This window comes from Desulfosalsimonas sp. (assembly GCF_046483245.1).
In the GTDB taxonomy this organism is placed as follows: domain Bacteria; phylum Desulfobacterota; class Desulfobacteria; order Desulfobacterales; family Desulfosalsimonadaceae; genus Desulfosalsimonas.
Window position 1 is genome coordinate 20,669 of the sequence record NZ_JAWODO010000006.1, and the last position, 15,066, is coordinate 35,734.

Annotated in this window: 14 protein-coding genes and 2 tRNA genes; 3 read left to right on the forward strand and 13 right to left on the reverse strand. The window is 53.7% G+C overall.

What is annotated here, in order from left to right; all coding sequences use genetic code 11:
* The 5 genes from dxs to R6U41_RS01000 all read right to left on the reverse strand — a co-directional run bounded on the left by dxs (position 1) and on the right by R6U41_RS01000 (position 5,059).
* A complete protein-coding gene (gene dxs / locus R6U41_RS00980) occupies positions 1-1,887 on the reverse strand; it encodes a 1-deoxy-D-xylulose-5-phosphate synthase (protein ID WP_410267974.1) in 1,887 nt (628 codons plus the stop codon).
* Positions 1,888-1,949: 62 nt separating this feature from the next.
* Positions 1,950-2,870, reverse strand: coding sequence for a polyprenyl synthetase family protein (locus R6U41_RS00985; protein ID WP_410267975.1), 921 nt, complete (start codon positions 2,868-2,870; stop codon positions 1,950-1,952).
* Positions 2,863-3,123 carry an exodeoxyribonuclease VII small subunit gene (xseB, locus tag R6U41_RS00990; RefSeq protein WP_410267976.1) on the reverse strand — a complete coding sequence of 87 codons (261 nt, stop codon included), beginning with the start codon at positions 3,121-3,123 and terminating at the stop codon, positions 2,863-2,865. The genes R6U41_RS00985 and xseB overlap by 8 nt, the downstream gene beginning before the upstream one ends.
* Positions 3,104-4,477 carry an exodeoxyribonuclease VII large subunit gene (gene xseA / locus R6U41_RS00995; RefSeq protein WP_410267977.1) on the reverse strand — a complete coding sequence of 458 codons (1,374 nt, stop codon included), beginning with the start codon at positions 4,475-4,477 and terminating at the stop codon, positions 3,104-3,106. Before xseA ends, xseB begins: the two co-directional genes overlap by 20 nt.
* Before the next feature lie 309 nt (positions 4,478-4,786).
* On the reverse strand, positions 4,787-5,059 hold the full coding sequence (locus R6U41_RS01000) for a hypothetical protein (RefSeq protein WP_410267978.1): 273 nt from the start codon (positions 5,057-5,059) through the stop codon (positions 4,787-4,789).
* Between the two features lie 163 nt (positions 5,060-5,222).
* Between R6U41_RS01000 and R6U41_RS01005 the strand changes: the two genes are divergently transcribed.
* On the forward strand, positions 5,223-5,930 hold the full coding sequence (locus tag R6U41_RS01005) for a Bax inhibitor-1 family protein (protein ID WP_410267979.1): 708 nt from the start codon (positions 5,223-5,225) through the stop codon (positions 5,928-5,930).
* An 80-nt stretch (positions 5,931-6,010) separates the two neighbouring features.
* Here R6U41_RS01005 and glmM read toward each other — a convergent pair whose 3' ends face one another.
* Together glmM and R6U41_RS01015 are read right to left on the reverse strand one after the other, a co-directional pair.
* Complete coding sequence (gene glmM, locus R6U41_RS01010; protein ID WP_410267980.1) at positions 6,011-7,372, reverse strand: phosphoglucosamine mutase; 1,362 nt, start codon at positions 7,370-7,372, stop codon at positions 6,011-6,013.
* Positions 7,373-7,384: 12 nt separating this feature from the next.
* Positions 7,385-8,560: a protein GlmU gene (locus tag R6U41_RS01015; RefSeq protein ID WP_410267981.1), complete on the reverse strand. Its 1,176-nt coding sequence runs from the start codon at positions 8,558-8,560 to the stop codon at positions 7,385-7,387.
* A gap of 258 nt (positions 8,561-8,818) precedes the next feature.
* Between R6U41_RS01015 and R6U41_RS01020 the strand changes: the two genes are divergently transcribed.
* The gene (locus R6U41_RS01020; protein ID WP_410267982.1) at positions 8,819-9,769 is read left to right on the forward strand and encodes an exopolyphosphatase; all 951 of its coding nucleotides are present in this window, start codon (positions 8,819-8,821) and stop codon (positions 9,767-9,769) included.
* A gap of 196 nt (positions 9,770-9,965) precedes the next feature.
* Here the strand turns inward: R6U41_RS01020 and R6U41_RS01025 are convergent, their stop codons facing one another.
* The 6 genes from R6U41_RS01025 to tadA all read right to left on the reverse strand — a co-directional run bounded on the left by R6U41_RS01025 (position 9,966) and on the right by tadA (position 14,812).
* Positions 9,966-10,976, reverse strand: a complete 1,011-nt coding sequence (locus R6U41_RS01025; protein WP_410267983.1) for a 3-oxoacyl-ACP synthase III family protein — start codon at positions 10,974-10,976, stop codon at positions 9,966-9,968.
* Between the two features lie 66 nt (positions 10,977-11,042).
* The gene (locus R6U41_RS01030) at positions 11,043-11,258 is read right to left on the reverse strand and encodes a cold-shock protein (protein ID WP_410267984.1); all 216 of its coding nucleotides are present in this window, start codon (positions 11,256-11,258) and stop codon (positions 11,043-11,045) included.
* 120 nt (positions 11,259-11,378) lie between these two features.
* A complete protein-coding gene (locus R6U41_RS01035) occupies positions 11,379-12,392 on the reverse strand; it encodes a peptidylprolyl isomerase (protein WP_410267985.1) in 1,014 nt (337 codons plus the stop codon).
* 174 nt (positions 12,393-12,566) lie between these two features.
* Positions 12,567-12,643 (reverse strand) — tRNA-Pro (locus R6U41_RS01040).
* A gap of 63 nt (positions 12,644-12,706) precedes the next feature.
* Positions 12,707-13,993, reverse strand: coding sequence for an adenylosuccinate synthase (locus tag R6U41_RS01045; RefSeq protein ID WP_410267986.1), 1,287 nt, complete (start codon positions 13,991-13,993; stop codon positions 12,707-12,709).
* Between the two features lie 279 nt (positions 13,994-14,272).
* Positions 14,273-14,812 (reverse strand): tRNA adenosine(34) deaminase TadA, encoded by a 540-nt coding sequence (gene tadA / locus R6U41_RS01050; RefSeq protein WP_410267987.1) that lies wholly within the window; start codon positions 14,810-14,812, stop codon positions 14,273-14,275.
* 42 nt (positions 14,813-14,854) lie between these two features.
* Between tadA and R6U41_RS01055 the strand changes: the two genes are divergently transcribed.
* Positions 14,855-14,931: transfer RNA gene (locus R6U41_RS01055), tRNA-Arg, on the forward strand.
* Positions 14,932-15,066 lie beyond the last annotated feature (135 nt).

The following is a 15,066-nucleotide window of genomic DNA, read 5'->3' on the forward strand; positions in this document are numbered from 1 at the left end:
TCAGGCAAGATCCCGGCACATGGCCTCTGCGGCCCTGAACACCGCATCTGCATCCACCTCGTAATGCTTGCGCAGAACGGACTTGGCGCCGTGGGTCACAAAGGTGTCTTTGATGCCGATCCGGGTGATGCGAAAGCCTGCGATCCCGGTGTCTGCCATGGCCTCGAGCACCGCGCTGCCGAATCCGCCGTCAAGCATGTTTTCCTCAACCGTTATCACACGGGGAATTTTTTGGATCAAACTACCGATAAGCTCCGTGTCCAAGGGCTTGACAAACCGAGCATTGACCACAGTAGCGGAAAAGCCTTTGTCGGCAAGCATTTGCCGGGCTTTTACGGCATCTGTGACAGAGTGGCCGATGGCCAGAATCAAAATATCATCGCCACTGCAAAGCACTTCCGCCTTGCCGATGGCAAGGGGTTGGTCATTTTTTTCGGCTTTTTCCGGGTTTTCGCCGGTCACCTTGCCCCTGGGATAACGCACGGCCACCGGGCCCGGGTGGTTGACAGCGGTTACCAGCATGCGTTGAAACTCGTGTTCGTCCATGGGCGCCATGACCACCATGTTGGCAATGGCCCGCAGATAGCTTAAGTCAAACAGGCCGTGATGGGTGGGCCCGTCTTCGCCCACAATGCCGCCCCGGTCCACGGCAAACACCACGGGCAGGGATTCCAGGCAGACATCGTGGATAATCTGGTCATAGGCCCGCTGGAGAAAAGTGGAATAAATGGCCACTACCGGCTTGTAGCCCTCTGTGGCCATGCCTGCGGCAAAGGTGACCCCGTGGGCTTCGGCAATGCCCACGTCATAGAACCGGTCCGGAAATTTTTCCGAAAATGGCCCAAGCCCGGTGCCTTCTGGCATGGCCGCGGTCACGGCAATGATGTTTTTGTCCTTTTCCGCCAGGCGCACCATGGTCTGGCCGAAAATATCCGTGTATGCGGGCAGGTCGCTGCAGTTGACCCGGCCGCCGGTTTCAGCATCAAAGCAGCCCACCCCGTGAAAATAAACCGGGTTGGATTCGGCCGGGCCGTAGCCGCGGCCCTTGGTGGTGGCCACGTGGAGCAAAACCGGCTCGTCAAGGTTTTTGATGTTTTCCAGGATATCGATCAACTGATCGATGCGATGGCCTTTGATGGGACCGAAGTATTCGAAATTAAAGGCTTCAAAAAGCATGCCCGGCGTGACAAAGGCCTTGATGGACTCTTCTGCCCGCTTGGCCAGATAATAGGCGTCACTGCCGATTTTTGGCAAGGAGCGCAGCAGCTCGCCGAATTCCTTTCTTTTGTCCTGGATGAATTTGCCGGAAAACGTTCGGCTCAGAAGCGATGACAAGGCCCCCACGTTGGGCGAGATCGACATTTCATTGTCATTTAAAATTACAATGAGTTCCTTGTGGATGGCCCCGGCCTGGTTTAATGCCTCGTAGGCCAGGCCCGCGGTCATGGAGCCATCACCGATGACGGCAATCACCCGGGAGTCGTCGTTTTTGAGGCGCTTGGCACAGGATATGCCCAGGCCCGCGGAAATCGAGGTGCTGGAATGGCCGGTGGAAAACGCATCACACAGGCTTTCCGATATCTTGGGAAACCCGGACAGCCCGCCAAACTGCCTGAGAGTGGAAAACCGGTCGGCCCGGCCGGTAAGCAGCTTGTGGGTATAGGACTGATGGCCCACGTCCCAGACCAGCTTGTCCGTGGGGATGTCAAACACATAGTGAATGGCAATGGTGAGTTCCACCACGCCGAGATTGGATGCAAGATGCCCCCCGGTTTTGGAGACCACCTCTACGATGCGCTCCCGGATTTCCCGGGCCAGGTCAGGCAGCCGGGAGCGAGGCAGTTTTTTTAAGTCCGCCGGGGAGTTGATGGTTTCAAGTAAGCCCAATGAAATCGATTCTCCAAAGTAACAATTATATGGTTAGAATGCCGGATCAGCGGCATGGCTTTTTATTTGTCCCTTTCGACAATATAAGCGGCCAGGGCGGCCAAAGGTGCTGCCTTGTTACCAAAAATCTCAATTGCCTGCAAGGCTTTGGATATCAGGTCGCCAGTATAGTCCCGGGCGCCATCAATGCCCATGAGGGAAGGGTAAGTGGATTTGGCCCGGGCGGTATCGGTTCCGGAAGCCTTGCCCATACGCCCGGGATCGCCACGGACGTTTAAAATATCGTCTGTGACCTGAAAGGCCAGGCCGATATGGCCGGCATAGGTGTTTAGGGCGCGTTTTTCCGCATCATCTGCGCCTGCGAGCAAACCGCCGGTTTCAACCGATGCACGAATCAGGGCCCCGGTTTTCAACTCATGCATCTGCTTGAGATCCGCCAGGGCCAGGCCCTGGCCTTCGCCGGCCATGTCCTGCATCTGCCCCTCGATCATGCCGCAATAGCCGGCTGCTTTTGAGATCACATCAATGGATTCCAGAATCCCGGCCGCATTTGCCGTGTCAAGCTTTGCGCACCCGGCCAGGGTTTCAAAGGCCAGGGTCAGAAGGGCGTCTCCGGCCAGAATGGCCGTGGCCTCGTCAAAGGCCACATGACAGGTGGGCCGGCCCCGGCGCAGTTGGTCATCATCCATGGCCGGCAGATCATCATGGATCAGGGAATAGGTGTGGATCATTTCAATGGCGCAGCCGGCCTGAAGCACTGCCTGATCTGCCGCACCCCCCGCAGCCTCGGCGGCGGCCATGCACAGCACCGGCCGCAGGCGTTTTCCAGGGGCCATGAGGGAATGCTGCATGGCCGCACACAGCCGGGTGGGCTCCGGGCCGCAGGAGAGCAGGGCGGTCAGGTGCCTGTTGATCCGGTCCTGGTGATTTTTCAAATACCCGGTCAGGTCAAATGACCGGGCCTGATGGCTGAGGTTATTCATTGGTTCCGGCATTTTTGTCCGATGGGGTGGTGTTTTCGGCAAAAGGGGCTTCGGCTGCGGTGCCGTCCTGTTTTTCCATCAACTGAACGATCTTTTTTTCGGTTTCATCGAGTTTTTCAAAACAGGCCCGGGATAGGCCGATGCCTTCCTCAAATTTTTTCAATGCCTTATCCAATGGCAAATTGCCGGCTTCCAGCTCTTCGACAATCTTTTCAAGCTGGGCCATGGATTCTTCAAACGTCTTTTTTGCCATTATCGTTTTTCCTTTCAATCCGGCATGTTAACATGCCTTTTGCAAGTATGACTTCAACTTTTTGGCCCGGGGCCACGGCTGCGGCATCCGTGAGCACGGTTTTGTCCGGCAGGACCCGGGTGATGCTGTAGCCCCGATCCAGCACGGCCAAAGGGCTGAGCGCGTGCATGCGGCCACAGGCCGATTCCAGCCGTGCGCGCTTTTCCTGGATAAGGGTTTTGCCTGCGGATTTCAGGCGCCGGTCCAGGTTTTGGTGCCGGTCGGCCAGGGCAGACACGCGGGAGGCCAGGGGCACGGCCATGAGCCGGTCATGGCGCCAGCACAGCCGTTCGCGCCGATTTGCTGCAATTCGGTTCATTGCCTGGGCCAGCCGGGCATGGAGTTCATCCATGCGGATGCGCAGGTCATCCATGCGCTGTCTGGGATGGACCAGGCGGCGGGTGAGTTTCTGGGTGTTTTGCCGCAGATCCCGCACCTGTCTGACGATTGCGCCTTGCAGCCGCCGGGTGAGCACCTGGAGGGTGTAGCTCACATCCTGTTTAACCGGCACGGCCAGTTCGGCTGCCGCAGACGGGGTGGGCGCGCGCAGATCCGCTGTAAAATCGGCAATGGTGTAATCGGTTTCATGGCCAACAGCAGAGATAAGCGGAATTTCCGATGCAAAAATCGCCCGGGCCACGGCCTCTGAATTAAATGCCGCCAGGTCCTCAAGCGAGCCGCCGCCGCGGGCCAAAATAATCACGTCTGCGGCCTTGTGGCGGTTTGCCATTTCAATGGCGGAAACGATTTCCGCTTCTGCGGTATCTCCCTGGACGGCCGCGGCAATCACCCGGATGGGGATGTTGGCAAACCGCCGGGACATGATGCGGATAATGTCATGGACCACCGAGCCGGTGGCCGAGCTGATAACGACCACTGCAGCAGGCAGAAAAGGGACAGGCTTTTTGTATTTTTCATCAAACAGGCCTTCTTCGGATAGTTTCTGCTTGAGCTGCTCAAATGCCGCCTGCAGCGCTCCGGCACCCGAGGGCTCGATGTATTCCAGGATGATCTGGTAGCTGCCTCTTGGCGCATATACACTGATGCGGCCGAAACCCGTGACCTGCATGCCGTCTTCAAGGTCAAATTTCAGGTTTCTGGCCTGGCCCTTAAACATCACGGCCTGGATCTGGGCGTCCTTGTCCTTTAGAGTGAAATAGCAGTGGCCGGATGCCGGCACGCGCAGGTTGGAGATTTCACCGGAAATCCACACAAATGGATAGTTTTTTTCCAGAAGGTTTCTGATCTGCGCGGTCAGCGCACTGACCGTATAAACGTTTCGCGCCGCGCTTATATTGGAATCCGTCGGGGTCATGGGTATGCGTTTTTAAGGTTATTTTTCCGGTTGTTTGAATCTTGCCAAGCTAGCACAGTTGAATCAATCAATCAATCCCAAATCCGGCCAAAAACCGTTGATAAAAGTCGTTTCTGAAGGACCTTAACAGGCTTGCCCGATTTTTGATATTTTTATAACGTCTGATAAGATATATTATGTAAACTTTTCTTCAAGCCAGGAAAACCAGGGCGTTTAGATGGATTTGGCCCTGGAATCATGTGCCCTTTCATACATGCAATCGGCTTTTAATCTTTTTTGAGCTTTTGCCTTTCCTGTTTCACCGGGATTTTATTTCTGGTTCGGTTTCCGGTCCAGGATCTTTCGCACCGCAGGCATGATATAAATTTCCTCCAGGGGCATCTGCCGCAGGCAGTCTGCCAGGAGCGCGATTTTTGCGTTTACGGACAGGCGCTTGTCCATGATAAAGACCGACTCGCCCCTGATCCGGCAAAGGCCGCTTTTTGCATTGACCCCGGTGGCCCGAAGATTTTGTTCCGCCACCCGGATGTCGAGTTTTCCAGCGGTTTCCACAAGGTGCTGGTAGATCTGAGTTTGTTTCATTTCAAAAATCGTTTCCCGGAATACCGATCCGGCTTGAAAACAGTCGGCAATGTGTTATTATGTTTTTAGCTGATTGCCGGAAAACCCTGCAATCGGACTTGATTTCCTTAAAACTGAATCACTTGAGACCTAAACACTTCCATACAACAGGAGGCGCATTTACATGGCAAACACGGCAACAACCAGGCAAACCGAACGCACCCAGGTCATGGTCAACAGCTTTATCCGAAGCGTTTACAACTGGATGGCCTTCGGCCTGGCGCTAACCGGCGTAGTGGCGTTTTTCACCGCCCATAATCCCACCATGCAGCAGCTGATTTTCGGCACACCCATGGTGTTTTTCGGCCTGATCATCGCAGAGCTGGGCATGGTTTTTTACCTGAGCGCAAGGATCCAGAAAATGGAGGCCTCTACAGCCACGGGCCTGTTTCTGCTCTATGCCGCGGTAAACGGCCTGACCCTGTCCTTTATATTCCTGGTATACACGGGAACCTCCATTGCCCAGGTGTTTTTCATCTGCGCGGCCACGTTTGTGGCCTGCAGCATCTACGGTATGACCACAAAGCGGGATCTGACCTCCTGGGGCAATTTTTTGTTTATGGGTCTGATCGGCATCATTATCGCCTCTGTGGTCAACATTTTCATGCAGAGTGCGGCCATGCAGATGATCATCAGCTATATCGGCGTGCTGGTGTTTGTGGGCCTGACCGCCTATGACACCCAGAAGCTCAAAAACATGGCCATGACCCAGCCCGCAGACATCGAGGCCGGGGTGGTGAGAAAAGGCGCCATCATGGGCGCCCTTTCCCTGTATCTGGATTTTATCAACCTGTTTATCATGCTGCTCTACATTTTCGGCAACAGGGATTAAACCCCACACACAAGGGTCATCAGTACATGGGGAGAAGCCGGGAAAACCGGTTTCTCCCTTTTTTTGTCTTTATGGGTTTTTTATTCCAGGAAGCCGTTTAATTCAGCGGCAATCACATCCACGATCTGCCGGCACAACTGATCGGTTTCTTTTTCATCCGGGCCTTCCACCATGATCCGGCACAGGGGCTGTGTTCCGGAATAACGCACCAGCACCCTTCCCTGCTCTCCCAGGTGGTTTTTCACTTTTTCGATTTCTTTTGCAATGGCAGGAAGTTGATAAATATCTGTTTTCTCCCGGATCCGGACGTTTTTGAGCACCTGGGGATAGCGCCGCATGACCCGGCAAAGCTTGGAAAGCCGACTTTTGGATGCGTCCATGGCCTCAACCAGGTGCAGGGCGGTCAGTATGCCGTCACCGGAAGTGTGGGCGTCCAGGAAAATCATGTGACCTGAGTCCTCGCCGCCGATAACCGCCCCGCTTTTTCGCATTTCATCAAGCACGTACCGGTCACCCACATCGGTGATCCGGTGATCGATGTCCATTTCCTTTAAGGCAAGGCGAAGGCCCAGGTTGCTCATGACCGTGCTGACGGCCAGGTTGTTTTTCAGGCGGCCGGCCTGTTTCATGTGCCGTGCGCAGATGGCCAGGATCTGGTCGCCGGTGACCGCCGTCCCGGTTTCATCCACGGCAATGAGCCGGTCTCCGTCTCCGTCAAATGCGCAGCCCAGATCCGCCCGGTTTTCCAAAACCGCCTGCCGCAGGGTTTCAATGTGCTGGGAGCCGCATCCGTCATTGATATTGATGCCGTCAGGGGAATCAAACAAAACCGTCAAATCCGTCCCGAGTTCTGCAAACACCTGAGGGGCGATTTCCGAAGTGGCCCCGTTGGCGCAGTCCAGAACGATTTTCATGTCCTTTAAAAGATCGTTTCTGCCAGCGTTTTTTTTTAAAAACCGGGCATATTGCTCTGCTGCTTCCGGCATTGGATAGACGCGGCCGATGGCTTCGGGTGCCGCTGCCAGGTGGATTTCCGGGGATGTATTGAGTATGCGGGATTCAATTTGTTCTTCAGTGGCGGAATCCAGTTTGAACCCCATGGCGTCAAACAGTTTGATTCCGTTGTCCTCGTAAGGGTTGTGGGATGCCGAAACCATGATGCCCGCATCGGCCCGGGCATGCCGGACCAGAAAGGCCACCGCAGGGGTGGGAAGCATGCCTGCAAGCAAGACATCGGCCCCGGCCGAACAGATGCCCGCGGCAAGGGCGGCTTCGATCATGTCGCCTGACATCCGGCCGTCTTTTCCAATCACAATTGTGCTGCGGTGGTTGTGTTTTAAAACAGCTGCAGCAGCCCTTCCCAGGTTCAATGCAATTTCCGGGGTGATCGGATGCTGGTTGGCCACCCCGCGAACGCCGTCGGTGCCGAAAAACCTTCCCATTTCATGATCCGTTCAGCTGTTTGTTTCGTCAGGTAAAACAGACTGCCAGGATTCCATGCAGGCGTCTGTCAAAGCCTGCAGCCATTCTGCGCCGGCTGCGGCCAGGTTTTTATCAAGGCCCTGGATTACCTGGATGTAGTCGGGACTGTCTTCCGAATCGGTCCGCTCCCGGATCAAACGGACAAAATGATCTCTTTTTTCAGGCAGATCCATTTGTTCCCCGGGTATCTGAAGGCGGCTTTCAAGGCGGTCCCAACACGGACCCAGGTGATCGGGTGCCACTTTTTGGGCAAAATCACCCAAGCGCTTGATGCGCTCGTTGATACAGTCCTGCAGGGTGTCGACCAGGCCCTGGTACAGGGCACGGGGCATCCGGCTGGAGATAAAAAGACTTCGCACATGGGCGTACCACTGCTCCAGGGCCCTTAAATTGGCCAGGTAATAAAGATTGTTGGATACGATACCCCGAAGGCCGCCCACACCGGATGCGCCGGTGTAAGGCACGTTTCCGGATCGGGCCGGCCCGCCGAAAATCAGCCGGCCCGGCCGGGTCTCGCTTTTGCGGCAGATGGTGCCGGCGGCAACTACAGTGCCGAAAGCCAGTCTGCAGGGGCCCACAAGCCCGCCCTGCCCGCCCAGAAATATTGGCGGCTGGTTGAGCATGACACCGTTTGGCACATCCCCGATCAGCGAAGCCGTGGCCTTTTCTTGTCTGGGGGTAAAATTAAAATGAATGTAGGCGCTTCCCACCTCGCTGTGATTTTTTGGCCCGGTGCCCCCGGACATGAAACAGTCACAGAAGTTGACCAGGCTGCCCAGGGTAACAAAGGGAAACAGAATGGTCTGTTTTAGTCCAGCGCTGTGGGCGGCACTGGCATGTTCCTCCAGGATAGTGCCGGCCCGGATGTGAGCGGATGGTCCAATAGATGATTTTTCCAGAAAAACCGAACGGCTGAAGTATCCGCCTTCAAGTGATACTTGAGGCCCCACAAAGCAGTTTTCAACCGTGGCTGTGGCCTGCGCGCCGATTTGGGCATCCGTGCAGATCAGGGTGTGAGGGCCCCTTATGCGGGCGCCCGGGTGAATGACAGCGCCCGGTGATATCCGGTTGATGTCCACCTCGGGCGCAATTTCAACGGTTTGCGGCTGTGGAATCACCACGCCGCGATCAATCAAGGCCTGGATCATTGTCACCTATCCATTTAAAATCACGGTTTTGTCAGGGCCGGCTGTCAAATGTATTTTTTGTACCAGTTGTTTGGCGGATTGTCCATGGATTTTACCAAAATAAGCCTGATTTCAAGTTGTTAAAGTAAACTGTGCTTGAAGCCGTAACCTTTTTATGATAATTAACAGGTTTCTTAAAAAAACGATTCTGAGGCGACCCCGCAGAAGCGGATGCAAAACAGAATTGGCGAAAACACTTTAATCGGCATATCATATAAAATGAATCAAAAATCTTATCGACTTTTAACCCGAAGCGATCTTGACGGCTTGATTTGTGCCGTTTTGCTCAAGCACCTGAAAATGGTGGATCAAATCGAACTCATTGATCATCCCAGCGTCATGCAGGAAGGCGGGGTTGTGGTGACTGAAAACGACATCATCGCCAACCTGCCCTTTGTTCCCGGTGTGTTTATGGCTTTTGACCATCATGTATCTGAAACCCTTCGCAACCGTGAGCAGAAAAATCTGGTGATTGACGCAGACGCGCCATCGGCCGCCCGGGTCATCTATGAATATTACGGTGGCCGGAGCCGGTTTCCCCGGCATTTCGATGAAATCATGGAGGCAGTGGACAAGGCGGATTCGGGTCAGTTTTCCCGGAGGGAAATCCTGCATCCCACGGGATGGTCGCTGCTGAACTTTCTGGTGGACAAGCGCACCGGCATCGAGGACTGGTGCCGGTTTGCCATCAGCGACCAGGAGTTCAAGCGCCGCCTCATTGACTGGATCGCTGAACTTCACATTGATCAGGTTCTGGCCCTTCCGGATGTCAGCCAACGTGCGGAAATGTATTTCCAGTATGCGGAAAAATACAAGCAGCAACTGGTTTCCATTGCCGAGGTGCACCACAATATTGTGTTAATCGACTGCCGCGGTCGGCAAAGCGGATATCCGGGCAACCGGTTTGTGGTGTATGCACTTTACCCGAACTGCAATATTTCCGTTCAGCTCAAGCAGGAACCGGACACCGGCAAAACCACCTTTTCCGTGGGCAAGTCCATTATCAACAATACTTCTGCAGTCAACATCGGAGAACTGATGCTCAAATACGGCGGCGGCGGACACCGGGCTGCCGGGGCCTGCCACGTGCCGGCCGAAGACGCCCAAGCGGTTCTGGCGCAGCTGCTCCAGTCCCTGAGCGATCCGGAAAATGATGTCCCGGGTTCCTGAATGACCTGAAAAAGCCGGAATCCGGTTGGAAAAGGCGTATTAACCTTGATGGCACCGTAAAAAGTCTAATTTCAGATGGTGCCATAAAAAGTTCAAGATCAAGGCTTGCGCAATTTCGAAGAATGCAGCGTACTTAGCCGTACGTGAAATTCTGAGAAATCGCGCGTAACGCAGATATTGGACTTTTACGGCACCATCAATCTTCAAACTGATAAATGACGGCACCCCAGGTGACCCCGGCGCCCAGGCCAGCAAACAGGACTGTGCTGGATTTGCCGATAATCTCTTTTTCCAGGGCCTCATCCAGGGCAATGGGAATGCTGCCGGCAGTGGTATTGCCGTAGCGCTGGATATTGTGATACATTTTTTCTTCAGGTATTTGCAGCGCTTTTTGAAACCCCTGGTTGATCCGGATATTGGCTTGGTGAGGAATGATCAGGTCCACTTCTTCAAGGCTGACCCCGGCTTTTTCAAGGGTGTGATACGTGACCTCGGGCAGCCGGGTCAGGGCCAGCCGGTAAACATTGCGGCCGTCCATCCTGGGGTAATGCCGCCCTTGGTCGAGCATTTCGTGGGTCAACCGTTTGCTCAGCCGGGAGGCGGGTGCTTCGGTCATCAGGGCATCGGCGTACTGGCCCTGGGCATGAAGCGTGGAGGCCAGAATGCCCACCTTTGAATCTGTTTCCAGGCCTTCCAGGCAAACCGCTCCGGCACCGTCGCCGAAGATCACTGCGACATCCCGGCCCCTGGTGGAAACGTCCAGGCCTGTGGAATGAACCTCAGAGCCGACAAACAACACCCGGTTGGCCTGTCCGCTTTTGATATAGGCGTCTGCCGTGGCCAGGCCGTAGAAAAAGCCGGTGCATTGCTGCCGGATATCCAGGGCTGGCGTGGTTTCAAGGCCCAGCATGTGTTGGAGCAGGCATCCTGAGCCTGGAAAAAAAATATCCGGGCTCAGAGTGGCAAAAATAATCAGATCGATATCTTCCGGTTTCCACCCGGCCCGGTCCAGGGCAATCTTTGATGCTTCCAACCCAATGTCGGCGGCTCCCATGCCACCTTCCTCCGGTACCCAGTAGCGCTGCTCAATTCCGGTGCGCTGCTGAATCCATTCGGCCGAAGTATCCATCCACTGCGTCAGATCTTCATTGGTGACCAGTCTTGGCGGGAGATACCGCCCGGTTCCCCTGATAATTGTTTTTTTCATGTGCACCTGTATTTGAATTTTCCCGAAAATGTTTTCAAATGTTTCAGACGGGTCGTGGCCGTTGTTTTAACTGGATCCGTTTTCCTTGACCACATTCTTGGCCACCGGGCCCCGGTCGCTTTCCTCGATGTCAAAGGTAACCGGCTCGCCTTCGGCAAGGGTTTTAAATCCGGGTTCATCAATGGCTGAATAATGAACAAAGATATCCCGGCCTTCATCTTCGTGCCGGATAAACCCGAAACCCTTTTTCTCATTAAACCATTTGACTGTTCCGTTTGCCAAACCCCTTCCTCCTTTTGTCATGTCGTCGATAAAAACATATGCAAATGCTTGCGTCATCTGCCCGGACCCCGGTCCGGCCGGGGCCGGGCATAAAAGCATCCCCTTAAAATCCTGCTGGTATTAATTGTCGGCAGAGGCTTCAGGCAGATTTTTTTCCACGGGATATTTTCGCTTCAAAGACTCAATATAGGGTTCGAGGTCCTGCATGATTTTTTCCTGCCGAAGTTTTTCCCGGACAGATTCTTTGACTTCGTCAAAGGATTTGGTTTCAGCCGCTTTTTTATCTTCGCTTTTGATCAGGTGATAGCCGAAACGGCTTTCCACAATGTCACTGACTTCGCCCGGCTCCAGGGCGAAAGCGGCTTCATCAAAGCTTTCCACCATCTGGCCGCGTCCGAAGTAGCCCAAATCACCGCCTTTTTCGCTGCTCTGGCAATCCGAGTATTCCTTTGCCAGCTCAGAGAAGTCTTCACCGGACTGGAGTTTCTTTTCTACTTCCTTGATTTTATTTTTCGCCTCGGCCTTCTGGGTCTCATCGGTATCCGGTTCTGTCTGGATCAGAATATGGCGGGCACGAACCTGTTCCGGAGTTTTATATTCCTCTTGGTTTTCCTGGTAATAATCCCTGGCTTGTTTATCGGACACTGAAATTCCGGATTCGATTTTTTCCTCAATAAGGTTTCGAATGAGAAGGTTTTCGCGCATTTCCGTCTTCAGCTCATCCTCGGAATAATTGCTTGAGGCGATTTTTTTCTCAAAAGCTTCCTGGCTTTCGAACTGTTCCTTTAACTCATTGAGCTGCTCTTGGATCTCGGATTCATCAACATTGATGTCCTGGGCTTTGCTTTCTTCGATAAGTAATTGTTTTTCAATCAAATTATTTAGAATCGATTTCCTGAGCTGGGCAAGCTGTTCGCCCTGGATGGGCATGCCCATGTTTGCATAACGGGACCGCATCAATTGGATCTTTTGTTCCAGTTCCTGGGCTGTGATTTCCACATCGTTGACTACTGCCACAGTTTGCGCATCCTTGGCAGCTTCTTTATCCTCTGCGCCAAAAGCGGCACCTGCGGATGCAGAAAGGACTATTGCAACGATAAAAATCACGAGCTTGGAAATCAGGGGTAAACGCATAAATTGGCTCCTTTTGGATTTATCTCTCCGGGTTGACAGGAATCAGGGAATCGGCATGCTGATCAAAGACAGGGGCGGGGCATGAATATTTGCCATACAGGCTGACAATAAGATTTGAAAACAAAGCAACAATTCCCCGGGAGTTTTGCGACCGTGTCTTCCCGCTTTGGGAAGTGGTCGGGACGGCAGGATTTGAACCTGCGACCCCAGCGTCCCGAACGCTGTGCTCTTCCAGACTGAGCCACGTCCCGACTTGTTGGGTGCATTTTTTATGTTACATTGCCCGGATTGTCAATTAAAAAATATCGCCCGGGCTAACCAAACGGGTTATTTAACATGATGGTCTGATCCCGTCCCGGTCCCACTGAAATAATTTCAGCCGCGGTTTCAGTGAGTTCCTCGATGCGGCGAAGGTAGTTCCGGGTGGCTTCGGGAAGCTGGTCATAGCTGCGCACAGCCGAAATATCCGCCTCCCAGCCCGGCATTTCTTCATAGACCGGCTCGCATTCGGCCAGCACCTGGAGGCTTGTTGGAAAATCTTCCAGTTCCTTGTTTTTGTACTTGTAACCGGTGCAGATTTTCAGCGTATCCAGTCCGCCGAGCACATCGAGCTTTGTGACCGCAAAACCGGTGAGGCTGTTTAACCGCACGGCGTTTCTGAGCATGACCGTGTCAATCCAGCCGCATCTGCGCCTGCGTCCGGTGGTGGCGCCGAATTCAGCGCCCTTTTCCTGAATGAAATCACCGGTTGCATCAAAGAGTTCAGTGGGAAACGGCCCCTTGCCCACACGGGTGGTGTAGGCCTTGACAATGCCGGTGACCCGGTCGATCTTTTTGGGCCCCACCCCGGCGCCGCAACATGCGTTTCCGGAAACCGTGTTCGAAGAAGTCACATAAGGGTATGTGCCGTGGTCAATATCCAGATGAGTGCCTTGGGCGCCTTCAAACAGCACGCGCCTGTCTTCTCTGAGCACCTGGTCAATCATCACGGATACATCCGTGACATAAGGCGCCAGCCGATCCCGGTACCGGCTGTAAGAATCGATTACGTCCTGAACATCCACGGCCGGGGCTTTGAAAAATTCGGTAAGATAAAAGTTTTTTTCCTCTGCCACGGCCCGCACATTTTCTTCAAACCCGTCGTCGAGCAGATCCACGAACCGAATGCCGCGCCTGGCGGACTTGTCTTCATAACAGGGGCCGATGCCCCGACCAGTGGTGCCGATCTGCTTTTTTTCATTGGCCGCCTCCCTGGCATGGTCCATAGCCTTATGGTAGGGCATGATCAGGTGGGCTTTTTCACTGATTTTTAACTGCTCCGGACCTACGTTCACGCCCTTTTCGGTCAGATAATCAATTTCGTTGATCAGCACTTCCGGATCCACCACCATTCCGTTTCCGATCATGCAGACCTTGCCCTGGATGATCCCCGAGGGCACCAGGTGGCTGATAAACTGCTCCCCGTTGACCACCATGGTGTGGCCGGCATTGTTTCCGCCCTGGAATCGGACCACGTAATCGGAATACTCCGCCAGCAGGTCAACGATTTTGCCCTTTCCCTCATCTCCCCACTGGGTGCCGATAATGACGATATTGGCCAATTGCTGCTCCTTTCTAAACGCGTGCCATTATAATAATGCTTTGGTTCAAAAAAATACGGCAGAGCGTTAAACCTAAACTGAGCGATTTTCAAGTTTGCTGCAGATACAAGAAAGCGGATGTTAAGCTATAGTGAACTATGCGAGACATCCGCTGACACAGTAGATGCGGCAAAATTGAAAATCCCGGAGGGTTTCAAATTTTTAAAGCTGAAATTGATCAAAATACTTTAAAATAATATGGAAACAAAAACTTTAAAAAATTGAAACGCTCGGTTTAGGTTAAAGGGGGTTTTTACCCCGCCGTGCCGCAAAAAAATCGATCAGCAGTGTCCGGCATGCCTGTTTTCGCACCCCGGCGACAATTTCCGGGTGGTGATTCAAGCGCCGGTCTCCGGCAAAATCATACAAGGATCCGGCAGCGCCCCATTTGGGGTCAAAGGCCCCGAAAACCACCCGGCCAATGCGGGCGTGAATCACCGCTCCCATGCACATGGGACACGGTTCTACCGTAACATAGAGGCAGGTGTTTAACAAGCGATAGTTTCCGGTTCGCCGGGCTGCAGAGCGGATTGCCAGGATTTCTGCATGGGCCGTGGGATCGGCCATGGTGATGCTTTGGTTAAAGGCCGATGCCAGGATACCGCCGTGGTTATCCACAACCAGGACACCCACGGGTACCTCCCCGCAGGCTGCCGCCTTTTGTGCCTGTTCAATGGCGGCATCCATGAATTGATTATCCCGGTCCCGGGTGTCCATGATTTTTCTCCCGTCAGCGTCCCGCACCGGATCGATGTCGTGGAGCAAACTTATTATTGACAAGGCGATTTGGATCGCCTATGTAAGGTGGCATTCATTTTGTCAGCGCCCGTAGCTCAGCTGGATAGAGTGCCGGACTACGAATCCGTAGGTCGCAGGTTCGAATCCTGCCGGGCGCGCCAATAAAATCAAGGGTTTGGCCGGAATCGGCCGGGCCCTTTTTTTTGTCCTGTCCACTCTGTATCCGCTTGAGGTTTTTACGGCGCCATCTGAAAATCGACTTTTTACGAGCACATCAGGTTTTGGGCATAAAAAAA

Bases quoted from the DNA above. Each gene is read 5' to 3' on its own strand.
- R6U41_RS01015 (WP_410267981.1), bottom strand. From the start codon at position 8,560: ATGATCCAGGCCTTGATTGATCGCGGCGTGGTGATTCCACAGCCGCAA.
- R6U41_RS01000 (WP_410267978.1), bottom strand. From the start codon at position 5,059: ATGAAACAAACTCAGATCTACCAGCACCTTGTGGAAACCGCTGGAAAA.
- xseB (WP_410267976.1), bottom strand. From the start codon at position 3,123: ATGGCAAAAAAGACGTTTGAAGAATCCATGGCCCAGCTTGAAAAGATT.
- R6U41_RS01020 (WP_410267982.1), top strand. From the start codon at position 8,819: ATGAATCAAAAATCTTATCGACTTTTAACCCGAAGCGATCTTGACGGC.
- R6U41_RS01035 (WP_410267985.1), bottom strand. From the start codon at position 12,392: ATGCGTTTACCCCTGATTTCCAAGCTCGTGATTTTTATCGTTGCAATA.
- R6U41_RS01025 (WP_410267983.1), bottom strand. From the start codon at position 10,976: ATGAAAAAAACAATTATCAGGGGAACCGGGCGGTATCTCCCGCCAAGA.
- R6U41_RS01005 (WP_410267979.1), top strand. From the start codon at position 5,223: ATGGCAAACACGGCAACAACCAGGCAAACCGAACGCACCCAGGTCATG.
- R6U41_RS00985 (WP_410267975.1), bottom strand. From the start codon at position 2,870: ATGAATAACCTCAGCCATCAGGCCCGGTCATTTGACCTGACCGGGTAT.
- xseA (WP_410267977.1), bottom strand. From the start codon at position 4,477: ATGACCCCGACGGATTCCAATATAAGCGCGGCGCGAAACGTTTATACG.
- glmM (WP_410267980.1), bottom strand. From the start codon at position 7,372: ATGGGAAGGTTTTTCGGCACCGACGGCGTTCGCGGGGTGGCCAACCAG.